This is a genomic window from Sphingomonas kyeonggiensis, from assembly GCF_014196745.1.
Taxonomy (GTDB): domain Bacteria; phylum Pseudomonadota; class Alphaproteobacteria; order Sphingomonadales; family Sphingomonadaceae; genus Sphingomonas; species Sphingomonas kyeonggiensis.
In genome coordinates this window covers 942744-957775 of the sequence record NZ_JACIEH010000001.1, presented here as the reverse complement: position 1 = coordinate 957775, position 15032 = coordinate 942744, and the positions used below count along the sequence as shown (strand labels likewise).

Annotated in this window: 12 protein-coding genes; 11 read left to right on the top strand and 1 reads right to left on the bottom strand. The window is 68.8% G+C overall.

Annotated features, from left to right (window positions below; genetic code table 11):
* Positions 1-51 precede the first annotated feature (51 nt).
* The 3 genes from GGR46_RS04730 to chrA all read left to right on the top strand — a co-directional run bounded on the left by GGR46_RS04730 (position 52) and on the right by chrA (position 5054).
* Positions 52-2691 carry a glycoside hydrolase family 3 protein gene (locus tag GGR46_RS04730; RefSeq protein ID WP_221262552.1) on the top strand — a complete coding sequence of 880 codons (2640 nt, stop codon included), beginning with the start codon at positions 52-54 and terminating at the stop codon, positions 2689-2691.
* A gap of 135 nt (positions 2692-2826) precedes the next feature.
* Positions 2827-3651 carry a chromate resistance protein ChrB domain-containing protein gene (locus GGR46_RS04725; RefSeq protein WP_183995018.1) on the top strand — a complete coding sequence of 275 codons (825 nt, stop codon included), beginning with the start codon at positions 2827-2829 and terminating at the stop codon, positions 3649-3651.
* Positions 3648-5054 carry a chromate efflux transporter gene (gene chrA, locus GGR46_RS04720; RefSeq protein ID WP_183995016.1) on the top strand — a complete coding sequence of 469 codons (1407 nt, stop codon included), beginning with the start codon at positions 3648-3650 and terminating at the stop codon, positions 5052-5054. The genes GGR46_RS04725 and chrA overlap by 4 nt, the downstream gene beginning before the upstream one ends.
* A gap of 41 nt (positions 5055-5095) precedes the next feature.
* Here the strand turns inward: chrA and GGR46_RS04715 are convergent, their stop codons facing one another.
* Positions 5096-5878, bottom strand: a complete 783-nt coding sequence (locus GGR46_RS04715) for a hypothetical protein (RefSeq protein WP_183995014.1) — start codon at positions 5876-5878, stop codon at positions 5096-5098.
* 130 nt (positions 5879-6008) lie between these two features.
* Between GGR46_RS04715 and GGR46_RS04710 the strand changes: the two genes are divergently transcribed.
* From GGR46_RS04710 to GGR46_RS04675, 8 genes are all read left to right on the top strand, one after another.
* On the top strand, positions 6009-6626 hold the full coding sequence (locus tag GGR46_RS04710) for a hypothetical protein (protein WP_183995012.1): 618 nt from the start codon (positions 6009-6011) through the stop codon (positions 6624-6626).
* A complete protein-coding gene (locus GGR46_RS04705; RefSeq protein ID WP_183995010.1) occupies positions 6623-7798 on the top strand; it encodes a hypothetical protein in 1176 nt (391 codons plus the stop codon). The genes GGR46_RS04710 and GGR46_RS04705 overlap by 4 nt, the downstream gene beginning before the upstream one ends.
* The gene (locus tag GGR46_RS04700; RefSeq protein WP_183995008.1) at positions 7788-8744 is read left to right on the top strand and encodes an AAA family ATPase; all 957 of its coding nucleotides are present in this window, start codon (positions 7788-7790) and stop codon (positions 8742-8744) included. Before GGR46_RS04705 ends, GGR46_RS04700 begins: the two co-directional genes overlap by 11 nt.
* Positions 8741-10033, top strand: coding sequence for a DUF58 domain-containing protein (locus GGR46_RS04695; RefSeq protein WP_183995006.1), 1293 nt, complete (start codon positions 8741-8743; stop codon positions 10031-10033). The genes GGR46_RS04700 and GGR46_RS04695 overlap by 4 nt, the downstream gene beginning before the upstream one ends.
* Entirely contained in the window at positions 10030-11046 is a 1017-nt protein-coding gene (locus tag GGR46_RS04690) for a stage II sporulation protein M (RefSeq protein ID WP_183995004.1), read from the top strand. Before GGR46_RS04695 ends, GGR46_RS04690 begins: the two co-directional genes overlap by 4 nt.
* Positions 11039-11914 (top strand): RDD family protein, encoded by an 876-nt coding sequence (locus tag GGR46_RS04685; RefSeq protein WP_183995002.1) that lies wholly within the window; start codon positions 11039-11041, stop codon positions 11912-11914. The genes GGR46_RS04690 and GGR46_RS04685 overlap by 8 nt, the downstream gene beginning before the upstream one ends.
* A 236-nt stretch (positions 11915-12150) precedes the next feature.
* A complete protein-coding gene (locus tag GGR46_RS04680; protein WP_183995000.1) occupies positions 12151-13497 on the top strand; it encodes an NCS2 family permease in 1347 nt (448 codons plus the stop codon).
* Between the two features lie 46 nt (positions 13498-13543).
* Positions 13544-15001: a UxaA family hydrolase gene (locus tag GGR46_RS04675; RefSeq protein WP_183994998.1), complete on the top strand. Its 1458-nt coding sequence runs from the start codon at positions 13544-13546 to the stop codon at positions 14999-15001.
* Positions 15002-15032 lie beyond the last annotated feature (31 nt).

Below are 15032 nucleotides of genomic sequence, written 5' to 3'. Positions count from 1 at the left end.
GCGCTACCATATTTGCGCTAGCCTCGACCCAAACAAAGGGAGAGGCCCGAGGTGAATCACAAATTGAAGACTGCGCTCGTCCTGCTCGCATCGAGCGCGCTGGCACCGCTGGCGAACGCGCAGACCACGCCCGGCAAGCTCGGCGATCCGTCCGCCACGCCCGAGGAGCGCGCCCGCGAGGTGATCTCGAAGATGACGCTGGACGAGAAGGCGCACCAGCTCGGCCACACCGCGCCGGCGATCCCGCGCCTGGGCGTGCCCGAGTACAACTGGTGGAACGAGGGCCTGCACGGCGTCGCGCGTGCCGGCATCGCCACCGTCTTCCCGCAGGCGATCGGCATGGCGGCATCCTGGGACGCGCCGCTGCTCCACCAGGTCGCCGACACGATCGCCACCGAGTTCCGCGCCAAATATGTCGAGCGGCGCCACCCCAATGGCGGCAGCGACTTCTATCGCGGGCTCACGGTCTGGTCGCCCAACATCAACATCTTCCGCGATCCGCGCTGGGGCCGCGGCCAGGAGACCTATGGCGAGGATCCCTATCTCTCGGGCCGGCTGGGCATCGCATTCATCACCGGGCTGCAGGGCGATGATCCCAAGTTCCTGAAGACCGTCGCGACCTCCAAACACTTTGCGGTGCACAGCGGCCCGGAGAGCAACCGCCACCGCGAGGACGTCCATCCGAGCGCCTATGACCTCGAGGACACTTATCTCCCCGCGTTCCGCGCGACGGTGACCGAGGGCAAGGTCGAATCGATCATGTGCGTCTACAACGCCGTCGACGGCGTGCCGGGCTGCGCGAACAGCTTCCTGATGGAGGACCACCTCCGCAAGAGCTGGGGCTTCAAGGGCTATGTCGTGTCCGATTGCGGCGCGGCGGCGAACATCTACCGCGAGGATGCGCTCCACTATACCAAGACCGCACCCGAGGGCGTCGCGCTGGGGTTTAAGGCCGGCATGGACCTGATCTGCGGCGACTATCGCAACCACATGACCACCGATCCGGAGAACATCGTCGCGGCGGTGAAGGCGGGTCAGCTGCCCGAGGCGGTGGTCGACCGCTCGCTGCTGCGCCTGTTCGAGGCGCGCGTTCGCCTCGGCCTGTTCGATCCGCAGCTGCCCTTCGCCGACATCACCGCGAAGGACTATGACACGCCCGAGCATCACGCGGTGTCGCGCAAGATGGCCGAGGCATCGATGGTGTTGCTCAAGAACCAGGGCGACCTGCTGCCGATCAAGGGCGAGCCCAGGACGATCGCGGTGATCGGCCCCAATGCCGACAGCTTCGACGCGCTGGTCGGCAATTACTATGGCACGCCGTCCAAGCCGGTGACCGTGGTCGACGGCATCCGGGCACGCTATCCCAATGCCAAGGTGCTGCTCGTCCAGGGCACCGGGCTGATCGGTCCCGCGGAGATCGCGGTACCCGACGACGCGTTCTGCGTGGATGCCGGCTGTGCCGCCAAGGGCCTCAAGGTCGAGTTCTTCAAGGGCCCCGAGCTGCAGGGGCCCGTCACCGAAACCTCGACCGTACCCAATGCCCGTTTCGACTGGCTCGGCGAACGCGAGACCTCGGCCCGCTGGACGGGCACGCTCGTCGCGCCCGAGAGCGGCGAGTATGGGTTCCGCTTCCTCAGCGAGAATGGTTACCGCGTCTGGGTCGGCGACAAGCTGGTCGTCGACGAATGGGGTGTCGGCGATGCGCCGTCGATCCTCTCGGGCCGCATCACGCTCGAGAAGGGCAAGCGCTACCCGATCCGGGTCGAGGGCTTCCAGCGCGGCCAGCGCAGCAGCCAGCAGCTGGTATGGAGCCCGCCCAGCGCCGATGCCGAGCATGCCGTGGACGCTGCGAAACAGGCCGATCTCGTCCTGTTCGTCGGCGGCCTCTCGGCCCGGATCGAGGGTGAGGAGATGAAGGTCAAGGCGCCGGGCTTCGCCGGCGGCGACCGCACCAGCCTCGACCTGCCCGCCCCGCAGCAGCAACTGCTCGAGCGCGTCCAGGCAGTCGGCAAGCCGACGGTGCTGGTGCTGATGAACGGCAGCGCGCTCGGGGTGAACTGGGCCGATGCGCATGTCCCCGCGATCATCGAGGCCTGGTATCCGGGCGGCGAAGGCGGCCATGCCGTGGCCGGCCTGATCGCCGGCGACTTCAGCCCGGCCGGGCGCCTGCCGGTGACCTTCTACAAGTCGGCCGACCAGCTGCCTGCCTTCACCGACTATCGCATGGCCGGGCGGACCTATCGCTACTTCACCGGCGAGCCGCTCTATCCGTTCGGCCACGGCCTCAGCTACACCCGCTTCGGCTATGCCCCGGCGAAGCTGAGCAAGGCGAAGGTCGGCGCCGACGGCAAGGTCGAAGTCTCGGTCGATGTCCGCAACACCGGCGCGCGCGACGGCGACGAAGTCGTCCAGCTCTATGTTTCGCACCCCGGAACCACCGGCGCGCCGGTCCGCGCCCTTGAGCGGTTCGAACGCGTCCACCTCAAGCAGGGCGAAACCCGCACCGTCCGCTTCTCGCTCGACGCGCGCGCGCTGAGCCAGGTCGATGTCAAGGGCGTGCGAAAGCTGGTGCCCGGCCGCATCAAGCTCTGGATCGGCGGCGGACAGCCGGTGACCCGCCCCGGCCTGCCGGCGGTCGCGGGGGTCGCGGCCGAGCTCGAAGTCACCGGAAGCGCCGTGCTGCCCCGCTGACGCGAACCATATCCGAGCGGCCGGCCGGCTTGACAGCCGCCGACCGCTCGGCTTTTCTTGCGCCATGGGGAATGCGATCTCCCCACGAGGCGCCAGCCAGAGCATCGCGTCCTGCCTTATGACGAGGGACGCTCCATGCCCGCGCTGAACAGCATATCCATCGACAAGCTATCCCGGTTGATCGGCACCGTCGCCGCTCCCGTGCTCATCGACATCCGCGAGGATCGCGGGACCGAACTGGTCCCCGCCTCGCAGCCCGTCCCCGCCGCCACGGTCGCGGCCTGGTCGCCCGGTCTCGCCGGCCGATCGGTGGTCGTGATCGACGAGGATGGCGCAGGCCCGGCCCCCGGCCTCGCCGCCTGGCTGCGCAGCGAGGCGATCGACAGCGAAGTGCTCGAAGGCGGTTTCGCCGCCTGGCGCGAGGCCGGCCTGCCCCTGCTCTCGACCACCCATCTGCCCGGTCGCGACGCGCAGGGCCGGACGCTCTGGGTGACGCGCGCCCGGCCCAAGGTCGATCGCGTCGCCTGTCCCTGGCTAATCCGGCGCTTCGTCGATCCCCGCGCGCGCTTCCTGTTCGTCCCCGCGGCGGATGTGCTGGAGACCGCCCGCCGCTTCGACGCGGCGCCGTTCGACCTGGCGCATGACGATGTGTTCTGGAGCCATCGCGGCGAACGCTGCACCTTCGACCTGATGGTCGAGGTCTTCGGCCTCTCGGCCTTCCCGGCGCTCGACCATCTCGCGACGATCGTGCGCGGCGCGGACACCGCCCGGCCCGATATCGTGCCCGAGGCGGCGGGACTGCTGGCGATCTCGCTCGGCCTCTCCCGCGTCCATGCCGATGATCTGGAGCAGCTGGAGGCCGGCATGCCGATCTACGACGCGCTCTATCGTTGGTGCCGGGATGCGCGCTCCGAGACGCATGACTGGACCTCGCACAAGCCGCGCGAGGTGCGGGCATGACCGGGATCGCCATCGCTCCGGGGGTGGCGGCACTCCCCCGCCCCGCCCCCGTCACCCTTGGCCAGGCCTTCTGGGTCTGGCTCAGGATCGCCGCACTCTCCTTTGGTGGGCCCGCCGGCCAGATTGCGGTGATGCACCGCATCCTGGTCGAGGAGAAACGCTGGATCGGCGAGCAGCGTTTTCTCCATGCGCTCAACTATTGCATGCTGCTCCCCGGGCCCGAGGCGCAGCAGCTCGCCACCTATATCGGCTGGCTGCTGCACAAGACGAAGGGCGGCATCGTCGCCGGCACCCTGTTCGTGCTGCCGGGCATGTTGTCGATCATGGCGCTGAGCTGGGTCTATGTCCTCTATGGCAAGCTCGGCTTCGTGGCGGCGCTGTTCTTCGGGCTCAAGGCGGCCGTGCTCGCGGTGGTGGTGCAGGCGGTACTGCGGATCGGCGGCCGGGCGCTGCGCTCTGGCGCCTCGCGCCTGCTCGCCGCCACTGCCTTCGTACTGATCTTCTTCCTGGGCGTACCCTTCCCGCTGATCATCCTGGCTGCGGGGCTGATTGGCTGGTGGGCCGGGCGCAACGGCTCCACCGCGTTCAAAGCGGGCAGCCATGGCGGGCCCAAGGGTGGCCTAGTCGTCGCCGATGCGGACACCTTGCTGGGCGAGGAGCTGCCGGCCCATGCGCACGCCTCGTGGCGCGAGACGTTCCGCACGGTGCTGACCTGCCTCGTGCTCTGGCTCGTGCCGGTGCTGGCGCTGCTGTTGCTGCTCGGCCCCTCCAACGTGTTCACCAGCATCGCGATCTTCTTCTCGAAGATGGCGGTGGCGACCTTTGGTGGTGCCTATGCGGTGCTGGCCTATGTCGCGCAGCAGGCGGTCGATGAATATCACTGGCTCAGCCCCGGCGAGATGCTCGACGGGCTCGGCATGGCGGAGACCACGCCCGGTCCGCTGATCATGGTGCTGCAGTTCGTCGGCTTTCTCGGCGCATACCGCGCGCCCGGCATGCTCTCGCCCCTGCTCGCCGGCACGCTGGGCGGCCTGCTTGCCACCTGGGTGACGTTCCTGCCCTGCTTCCTGTGGATATTCCTCGGCGCGCCGTACATCGAGCGGCTGCGGGGCAATGCGGCGGTATCGGGCGCGCTGTCGGCGATCACCGCCGCGGTGGTGGGCGTGGTGCTCAACCTCGCCCTCTGGTTCGCGATCCACACGCTGTTCCGCAGGACGGCGGAGATCGCGATCGGCCCGGTCGGGTTCGATGCGCCGGTGCCGGCCAGCCTCGATCCCTGGGCACTCGCTTTGTCGCTCGGCGCGATGCTGGCGATCTTCCTGCTCCGCTCCGGCGTTATCGTGACGCTGGCGGCCACCGCCGGCCTGGGCGTCGTCCTGCACGTTGCCGGACTGATCGGCTGACGGAGCGCCGGCGCAGGCAATCACGCGCCGGCGCTTGTCGATCAGGCGAAGATCGCCTCGAGGTCGGACGGGGCGACCCCTTCCTTCAGCTGACGCAGCTCGACATAGATGCTCGCCTGGGTGGCCACCAGGATCATGCTGCTGAGCGCGCTCAGGGCACCGGTGACGAGCGCGATCAGGAACGCGTTGCCGGTCGCCATCATCGCCATGGTCAGGAAGCCCACCGGGATGCTGAGCACCCAGAGCAGCACCAGGACCACCAGCATCGTCAGGAAGATCCGCCAGCGGGCGCCGCTGGTCAGCGCCGCGCTACGGCCGAACGCTTCAAAGATTCCCACCTTCTCCTGGACGTAGGCGGGCGTCACCACCGCCCAGACGAGCCAGAGGATGATGCCGGGCACGATCAGGAACAGCATGGCGATGCCGACGCCAATGCCGGCAAGCAGGCCGATCGCGATCATCGGCAGGATCATGCTGATCCCCACCGCCAGGCACTGGCCGAACCGCGGCGTCTCGCCCGACAAGTGCATCACCGTCGCGCGGGTGAGAGATGCCTGCAGGATGGCGCCGGTGACGATCGACACCAGCCAGGTGGCGCCGCTCATCCCCAGATAGGAGGGACTCAAGTAATAGGAGGGATCCATCCCATTGTACGCCAAAGTGAAATTCGTCACCCGCCAGAACTCGAACAGGAATTGCGGGATGCCCGCCAGCACCAGCGCCAGCCCGCAGAACAAAAGAATGTTCGAACCGATCGTCTCGAACGCGCGGGAAATCACCGCACCAATCTCGAAGCGCGCACCGCCAAAGCCCGATTCAGCCATAATCCCCTCTCTTCGCCGACGTGGAACGACCTCGAAGAAAAGCTGAACAAAAACGGTGGCAAAGTCCAGTGTTGGCGGGCTTTCCTGCGGCCTTGCGTTCCGGTAGCACTGGCGCCGTGGGGGATTCGACGTGACCGTACAGGCATCGACTGCGCAGTCCGTCGCCGGGGCGCACGAGGCGCTCCGCGCCCGTTCCGACATCCAGTTCGACATGGCTCCGGTCAAACCGCCGGAGATCCCGGAATGGATGCGCTCGGTCGGCCGGCTGCTGGAATTTTTCGCGCCCGTCGCGCCCTATGTCTTCTGGACCTGTGTCGCCGTGGGGGCGGCGATCATCCTCTATCTGATCGTGATCAACGTCATCCGCGCCTTCCCGTCGCGCAACGCAGACGCCGCGCCGGAGCAGGACGTCGCCGCCTGGCGCCCGACCGAGCAGGCGGCGCGGGCGCTGCTCGCCGATGCCGAGGGGCTGGCGGCACAGGGCCGCTACGAGGAAGCCGTCCACCTGCTGCTCCAGCGCAGCCTGGAGGACATCCAGCGCCATCGCCCGCGGCTGCTGCGCCCCGCGCTGACCAGCCGCGAGATCGCCGGCGCGGACTGGATGCCCGACATCGTCCGCCGCGCCTTCGCCGCCATGGCCGCGCCGGTGGAGCGCAGCCTGTTCGGCGGCCGTCGCCTCGCCCTTGCCGATTGGGAAGAGGCGCGCACCGCCTATGGCGACTTCGCGCTGCCAAAGGCCTGGAAATGAGCGCCGACAACGGCACCGCCCCGTTTGCGCTGCGCACCGTGCTGGTGCTGGTTGCCGTCGGCGTGGTCGGCTTCATCGCGTTCCTGCTGCTCACCGCCTATGGCGAGGACCTCAAGCCGTCCCAGCGGCCCGGGGCGCATGCGCTCGCTCCTTCGGCGGTGGGCTTCGCCGGTGCGGCCGATCTGGTGCGCCGCGTCCGTGGGTCGGTGAAAATGGTGCGCGGCGACGGCGATCTCGACACCGCCGACACGCTGGTGATCACGCTCGACCCCACCACCGATCCGGCCGCCTTGGACAAGATCCTCAAGCGCCGGGCCGAGCTGCCGACCATGCTGGTGCTGCCCAAATGGCTGGTGCTGCCCCGCCGCGATCGGCCGGACTGGGTCATGTCCTTCGGCAAGATTCCGGGTGACAAGGTGGCCGAGCAGATCGGGAAGATCGCCAAGGTCCAGCTATCCGACAACGCCGAAGGGCTGCGGACCCTGTCGGGGGAAGGGCTTGTCCCGGTGGTGACCGAAGTCGGGGAGGAGGAGTACCTGCCGGACTTCCTGGATGCCAGGAACAAGATGCTCGCTGCGCGGGTGAAGGACCGGCAGCTGATCATCGTCGCCGATCCCGATCTGCTCGACAATCAGGGACTGAAGACGCTGGCCGGCGCCGAGCGCGCCATCCGGCTGCTGGACGCGTTCGGACAGGATGGCGTCGCCTTCGACCTGACACTGCACGGTTTCGGACAGAACCCGAACCTGCTCAAGCTCGCCTTCGAGCCGCCCTTCCTGCCGCTCACCCTCTGCCTGCTGGTCGCGGCGTTGCTGGCGGGCTGGCACGCGATGCTGCGCTTCGGCCCTGCCCTGCCCGAGGCGCGCGGCGTCGCCTTCGGCAAGCGGGCGATCGCGGAGAATGGCGCGGCGCTGCTCCGCCTCGCCAAGCGGCGGCACCGCACCGGCGATCGCTATGCCGCGCTGATCCGCGATGCGGCTGCCGGTGCCACCGGCGCGCCGTCCAACCTGCCGGCCGAGGCGCTCGACCGCTATCTCGACCGGCTCGACAAGACCGGCGAACCCTTCACCGCCATGGCCGAACGTGCCGGCCATGCCCAGGATACCCGCGCGCTGCTCGACGCCGCCCGCGCCCTCCACCAATGGAAAAGGACCGTCACGCGTGAACATTGAGGAAGTGAAGGCGCTGGGCGATGCGATCCGCGCCGAAGTGGGCAAGGCCGTGGTGGGGCTCGACGAAGCGGTGGAGCTGATGCTCGTCGCGCTGTTCGCCTCGGGCCATATCCTGCTCGAAGGCCCGCCGGGCACCGCCAAGACCTTCCTGGCGCAGTGCTTCGCGCGCGCCGCGGGGCTCGATTATGGCCGCATCCAGTTCACCCCGGACCTGCTGCCGGGCGACATCCTCGGCTCGAACCTGTTCAATTTCCAGACGAGCCAGTTCACCCTCACCCACGGCCCGATCTTCACCGAGCTGCTGCTCGCCGACGAGATCAACCGCACCCCGCCCAAGACCCAGGCTGCCCTGCTCGAGGCGATGCAGGAGCGCACCGTCACGATCGACGGGATCGACCACAAGCTCTCCGACCGGTTCATGGTGGTCGCGACCCAGAACCCGATCGAGAGCCAGGGCGTCTATCCGCTGCCCGAGGCGCAGCTCGACCGCTTCCTGTTCAAGTTCGAGGTCGGCTATCCGAGCCTGGAGCAGGAGCGCGCGATCGTCGCTGCACAGGGCGCCCGCTTCGGCATGCCGCGGCCCGAGGAATGGGGCATCTCCCGGATCGCCGATCACGCCACGATCAGCGCCGCCGCCGATGCGGTGGCCGGCGCCCGGCTCGCCGACGAGGTGGTCGACTATGTCGTCCGCCTGATCCGTGCGACCCGCTCGACCGGCGACCTGCAGATCGGCGCCAGCCCGCGCGCCGCCGCGACGCTCGCCGCCGCCGCTCGCGCACACGCCGCGCTCGACGGGCGCGACTTCGTGCTGCCCGATGACGTGAAAAAGCTCGCCCCCGCGGCGCTGCGCCACCGCGTGATCCTCTCCCCCGCCGCCGAGATCGACGGGCGCACCGCCGACGCGATCATCGCCGGACTGATCGAGCAGGTCGAGGCACCGCGTTGATCCGACCGACCATCCGCTGCGTGCTCGCGATGGCCGCGGGAGCGCCTCTGGCGCTGCTCGTCGCCGTGTTCGTGCCGCAGCTATGGTTTGCCGGGCTGGTCTGGGTGCCGATGGTCCTGGCGCTCGCCGCGATCGACGCGCTGCTGGCGCCGCGCGCGCCGGTGCTCAAGCTGAGCTGCCCGGGCGTGATCGAGATCGGCGCGCCGCTGCTCGTCGAGGTGACGGTGGCGGGCAAGCCGGTCGCCGGGCTGGAGATCGCCGTGGCGACCGGCGCAAAGCTCGCGCCCCGCGCCGAGGGCCGGGTGCGGCTGGCACGCGGCGAGAACCACGCGGAGATCGCCTTCCTCCCCGTGCGCCGCGGCACCGACCGGATCGAGGCGCTGTGGAGCCGCTGGACCGGTCCGTTCGGGATGATCTGGCGCCAGCGCGTCGAACAGGTCGATCGCAGCGTGATGATCACGCCCGACATCCGCCCGGTGCGCAGTTCGGCCCATCTGCTGCTGCGCGACGCGCAAATGGGCGAAATGGCCCGGGTCGATCGCGGCGAAGGCAGCGAATTCGAGGCGCTGGCGGAGTGGCGCTCCGGCATGGAACGCCGGACGATCGACTGGAACCACAGCGCCCGCCACCTCAAGCTGCTCGCCCGCGAGAACCGGATCGAGCGCAACAACCAGATCGTCTTCGCGATCGATGCCGGCCGGGTGATGTGCGAGCCGATCGACGGCCTGCCCCGTGTCGACCGGGCGATCACCGCTGCGCTGCTCGGCGCCTATGCCGCCTTGAAGCTCGGCGATCGGGTGGCGCTGTTCGGCTTCGATTCCCAGCCGCGCATCGCCTCGGGCGCAGTCTCGGGCACGCGCGCCTTCCCGCTGATGCAGCGGCTCGCCGGCGAGCTCGACTACAGCACCGCCGAGACCAACTACACGCTCGCCCTCGCCACGCTGGCCGGCGACCTCACCCGGCGCTCGCTGATCGTGATCTTCACCGAGTTCACCGATCCCACCGGCGCCGAGCTGATGATCCGCGCCGCGGTGAACCTGCTCGGCGGGCATCTCGTGCTGTTCGTGATCCTCGCCGATGACGAGCTGGAGGACCTCGCTGCCGCCGAGCCGGCGACGATCGACGACGTCTCCCGCGCGGTGATCGCCGCCTCGATGCTGCGCGAGCGCCGGATCGTCCAGGCCCGGCTGCGCCATGCCGGCGTCCATGTGCTGGAGGCCCGCCACGACCAGGTCGGCCCGGCACTCGTCCGCCAATATCTCGACTTCAAGCGGAGGAACCTGCTGTGAGCGGCGCCGCATCGTCCCAGTTCGCCAGCGCCCGCTTCCGCGAGGCCCGCACGATCGACTGGCTGGAGCTCGATCAGCGCATCCGCGAGATCGAGCGTGGCCGCGCCTCCGGCCTGTCGGACGAGGATCTGTTCGAGCTGCCGGTGCTCTACCGCGCCGCCCTCTCTTCGCTCTCGGTCGCCCGCGAGACGTCGCTCGACGCCGATCTGGTCGCCTATCTCGAGGCGCTGTGCGCACGAGCCTATTTCGTCCTCTACGGCGTCCAGCCGCCGCTCCGCCGCCGCATCGCGAGCTACTTCGCCACGGGCTGGCCGCTCGCGCTGCGCAGCCTGGCGCGCGAGACGGTGATCGCGGTGCTGCTGATGCTGCTCGGCGCCGTCGCCACCTATTGCCTCGTCGCCAGCGATCCGAGCTGGTACCATTCGATCGTGCCCGCGGACCTGGCCGGCGGCCGCGGGCCGCAATCGAGCGCGGCCGAGCTGCGCGCCGGGCTCTATGACGGCGGCGGCAAGGACGGCATGCTCGGCGTCTTCGCCACCTATCTCTTCACCCACAACGCCCAGATCTCGCTGATGTGCTTCGCGCTGGGCTTCGCCTTTGGCGTGCCGACGATACTGCTGCTCGTCTATAACGGCTGCATCCTCGGCGCCTTCATGGCGGTGTTCGTCTCCAAGGGCCTCGGCCTCCCCCTCGCCGCCTGGCTGTCGATCCACGGCACCACCGAGATGTTCGCCATCGCCATTGCCGGCGCCGCCGGTCTGCGCATCGGTATGGCGGTCGCCTTTCCAGGCAGGCTTTCGCGCACCGCCGCCACCGCCAAGGCCGGACGCACGGCAGCCTTCGCGATGATCGGCGTGGTGCTGATGCTCGCCGTGGCCGGCCTGCTCGAAGGCGTCGGCCGGCAGATCGTCACCTCGGACCTGATCCGCGTGGCAATCGGCGGCGGCGCGCTGCTGCTCTGGCTGCTCTATTTCTACGTGATGCCGGTGCGCGACGAGGATGCCCATGGCTAAGGCACACGCCAGCCGGGACAATCGGCAGGACAAGGACCAGAACCGCCGTACCTTCATCACCCCCGAGGGCGTCGACCTGAAGCTCGACATCGCCCCGGTCGGCGAGCGCCTCGGCGCCTTCATGATCGACGTGGTGATCATCGTCGTGGCGCTGGTGATCTTCAGCATCTTCCTGGTCCTCGGCCTGCGCGGCGCGGGGCAGACGCAGTTCCAGGCGCTGGCGATGGTCTGGCTGCTCGGCTTCTTCGTGTTCCGGAACGGCTATTTCGCCCTTTTCGAGCTCAGTTCGCGCGGCGCCACGCCGGGCAAGCGGCTGACGAAGCTGCGGGTGATCAGCCGCGACGGCTCGCGACTGCGCGGCCATCAGGTGGTCGCCCGCAACGCGATGCGCGAGCTGGAGCTGTTCCTGCCGACGATGTTCCTCCTCTCCCAGTCCGCCGACTTCCTCACCGGACTGTTCGGGCTGCTCTGGACCGGCATCTTCGCGCTCTTCCCCTTCTTCAACCGCGACCGGCTGCGCGTCGGCGACATGATAGCCGGCACCTGGGTGGTGCGGCTCCCGCGCCGCGAGCTGGGCGACAGCGTGGCGACGCGCGCGGCGCCCGAGCAGGCCCGCTACACGTTCAGTGACGCGCAGCTGAGCGTCTATGGCGAGTTCGAGCTACAGAAGCTCGAGGAAGTGCTGCGGCGGAACGACGAATATTCGATGATCGTCGTGGCGCGGACGATCCGCGAGCGGCTCGGCATGCCGCCAACGGACAGCGGGGACGACCATGCCTTCCTCGAGGCCTATTACACCGCGCTCTGCCAGCGGCTGGAGCGCGGCATGCTGTTCGGCAAGCGCAAGAAGGACAAGTATCAGCGCTGATCGACGGCGCCGCCGCGCTTCCTACGGCAGCGACAGGGATCGACCCGGACGCTTGCAATGTAGGATTTCGCCTGCTCCATACTGGCGGATGCAGGCCGGCTTTCCTTTCCGTATCGATCGTGCGCCGCTCGGGACCCTTCGGGGAAGGGAAAACAGGGGCCCCGTGGCGTATGGTTTGTAAACTTCCGCGCTCCGCCACCGGCCAGAATCGGCCGCGCGCCGGGCAGTTTGGGGGAATGCTCGTGGTTGATCCCAGCGAACGGGGCCTGATCGAACGCCATTTCGCGCTCACCGAGCGTGGCACGACCGTGCGCACCGAGGTGCTGGCCGGCAGCACGACCTTCCTGACCATGGCCTACATCATCATCGTCAACCCGGCGATCCTGGGCGCGGCGGGCATGCCGGTCGCCGCGGTCGCCGCCGCGACCTGCCTCGCCGCCGGGCTGGCGAGCATCCTGATGGGCATCACCGCCAATGTGCCGCTCGCGCTGGCGCCGGGCATGGGGCTCAACGCCTATTTCGCCTTCACCGTGGTGTGGGGAATGGGCGTGCCCTGGCCGGTGGCGCTGGGCTGCGTGTTCCTCTCCGGCATCGCCTTCCTGCTGCTCACCTTCGCGGGCATCCGACAGCTGATCATCGCGGCGATCCCGCCCCAGCTGTTCGCAGCGGTGGCCGGCGGCATCGGGCTGTTCATCGGGCTGATCGGCCTGAAGAATGCCGGGATCATCGTCACCAGCCCTGCGACCTCGGTGACGCTGGGCAACCTCCACGCCCCGGGCGCGGCGCTGGCGCTGTTCGGGCTGGTGGTCACCGCGGGCCTCGCCGCCTGGAAGGTGCGCGGGGCGATCCTGATCGGTATCGCCGCGACCACGATCGCCGGCTGGCTGACCGGCCAGGTGGCGTTCAAGCCCGAGCCCTATGACCTGACCGCGATCGGCCAGGTCGCCTTTCATCTCGATCTCGCCGGCGTGTTCGGCCTGTCGGGCAGCCATGGCCTGGGCCTGTTCGAGATCCTGTTCGTCTTCCTCTTCGTCGACCTGTTCGACAATGTCGGGACCCTGGTCGGCGTCACCCGCCGCGCCGGACTGATCGACAAACAGGGCCGCATCCCGCGCCTCAACCGCATCCTGTTCACCGATGCGGTGGCGAGCATCGCCGGCAGCCTGTTTGGCACCAGCACCGTGACTTCCTATGTCGAGAGCGCGGCCGGGGTGCAGGCAGGCGGGCGCACCGGCCTCACGGCGGTGGTGACCGGCGTGCTGTTCCTGCTCGCCATGTTCGTGGCACCCTGGGCGCAACTGGTGCCGCTCGCCGCCACCGCGCCGGCACTGGTGCTGGTCGGCGGGCTGATGATGGCCCCGCTCGCGGATGTGGACTGGGACGATGCCGAAATCGCAATACCGGCCTTCCTCACCGTCGCGATGATCCCTTTCACCTTCTCGATCGCCAACGGACTGGCCTTCGGGATCACCGCCTATGCGCTTATCCGCTTGATTCGAGGCAGGATTACCGTGTCGGACTGGCTGCTGCTGGTGCTCGCCGGACTGTTCGTGGTGCGCTTCGCCTGGCTGGCGGCGGGATGATGGAAACCGGTTTCCATGCGCCGGTCACGATCCTATATCCTATGATATGATCCCTGCACTTTTCCGTATCGATCCCAAGGACAGCACCGCCACCGCGCTGCGCGACATGGCCGCCGGCGAAGCGGCGCTGGGCGTCACCCTCTCCGAGCCGATCGGCAAGGGCCACAAGGTCGCGGTGAAGCCGATCGCTGCGGGCGAGCCCGTGCTCAAGTTCGGCTTCCCGATCGGCGTGGCGACCCGCGACATCGCGCCGGGCGAGCATGTCCATGTCCATAATGTCGCCACCGCGCTGAAGGGCAACGGCGACTATGCCTTCACCCCTGCCGCGCACGCCGATGCGGCGATCGAAGGCCCGGGCTTCCTCGGCTATCGCCGCGCCAATGGCCGGGTGGGCACCCGCAACGAGATCTGGGTGATCCCCACCGTCGGCTGCGTCGCCCGCACCGCGCAGAAGATCGCCGAGCGCGCCGAGAAGCTGCATGGCGGCAAGGTCGACGGCGTCCATGCCTTCCCGCACCCGTTCGGCTGCTCCCAGCTGGGCGACGACCTCCAGGGCACCCGTGCCATCCTTTCGGCGCTGGCCAACCATCCCAATGCCGGCGGCGTGCTGATCGTCGGGCTGGGCTGCGAGAACAACCAGATCAAGGGGATGCTCGAAGGCATCGACCATCCCAATCTGCGCACCCTCGGCGCGCAGATGGCGAGCGACGAGGTCGAAGAAGGGCTGGCACTGGTCGAGGAACTGGTCGCCGGGGCCCAGGCGGAGCGCACCCCCGCCCCGCTTTCCGAGCTGGTGCTGGGCGTGAAGTGCGGCGGGTCGGACGGCTTTTCGGGGCTCACCGCCAATCCGCTGGTCGGGCGGATGGCCGATGCGGTGACCGCGGCCGGCGGCACTGCGATCCTCACCGAAATCCCCGAGATCTTCGGCGCCGAGCAGCTGTTGATGGAGCGCGCCCAGGACGAGACGGTGTTCGACGGGATCGTCGAGCTGGTCAACGACTTCAAGGCGTATTTCACCCGCCACGGCGAGCCCGTTTCGGAGAACCCCTCGCCCGGCAACATCGCCGGCGGCATCACCACGCTGGAGGAGAAGTCGCTGGGCGCGGTGCAGAAGGCAGGCCATGCGATCGTCACCGACGTGATCCCTTATGGCGGGCGCGTGCGGCGCAAGGGGCTGACCCTGCTCGAGGCGCCGGGCAATGACGCGGTTTCCTCCACCGCGCTGGCGGCGGCGGGCGCAACTGCGATCCTGTTCACCACCGGCCGTGGTACGCCGCTCGGCTTCCCGGTGCCGACGATCAAGATCGCCTCGAACCACGATCTCGCCACCCGCAAGCCGGGCTGGATCGACTTCGATGCCGGCCAGGTGCTGGAGGACGGAATGGAGAGCGCCGCCGATGCACTGCTCGACACGATCGCGGCGATCGCATCGGGCAGGGAAACCGCCGCCGAGCGCAATGGCGAGCGGGAGATCGCGATCTGGAAGCGCGGCGTCACGCTCTAGGCACGCTGCTTCGGAACGGAAGAGTCATGAC

What these genes read in the sequence shown, in the direction of transcription:
- GGR46_RS04675 (WP_183994998.1), top strand. Translation starts at nt 13,544, where the DNA reads ATGATCCCTGCACTTTTCCGTATCGATCCCAAGGACAGCACCGCCACC.
- GGR46_RS04685 (WP_183995002.1), top strand. Translation starts at nt 11,039, where the DNA reads ATGGCTAAGGCACACGCCAGCCGGGACAATCGGCAGGACAAGGACCAG.
- chrA (WP_183995016.1), top strand. Translation starts at nt 3,648, where the DNA reads ATGACCGGGATCGCCATCGCTCCGGGGGTGGCGGCACTCCCCCGCCCC.
- GGR46_RS04725 (WP_183995018.1), top strand. Translation starts at nt 2,827, where the DNA reads ATGCCCGCGCTGAACAGCATATCCATCGACAAGCTATCCCGGTTGATC.
- GGR46_RS04705 (WP_183995010.1), top strand. Translation starts at nt 6,623, where the DNA reads ATGAGCGCCGACAACGGCACCGCCCCGTTTGCGCTGCGCACCGTGCTG.
- GGR46_RS04680 (WP_183995000.1), top strand. Translation starts at nt 12,151, where the DNA reads ATGCTCGTGGTTGATCCCAGCGAACGGGGCCTGATCGAACGCCATTTC.
- GGR46_RS04715 (WP_183995014.1), bottom strand. Translation starts at nt 5,878, where the DNA reads ATGGCTGAATCGGGCTTTGGCGGTGCGCGCTTCGAGATTGGTGCGGTG.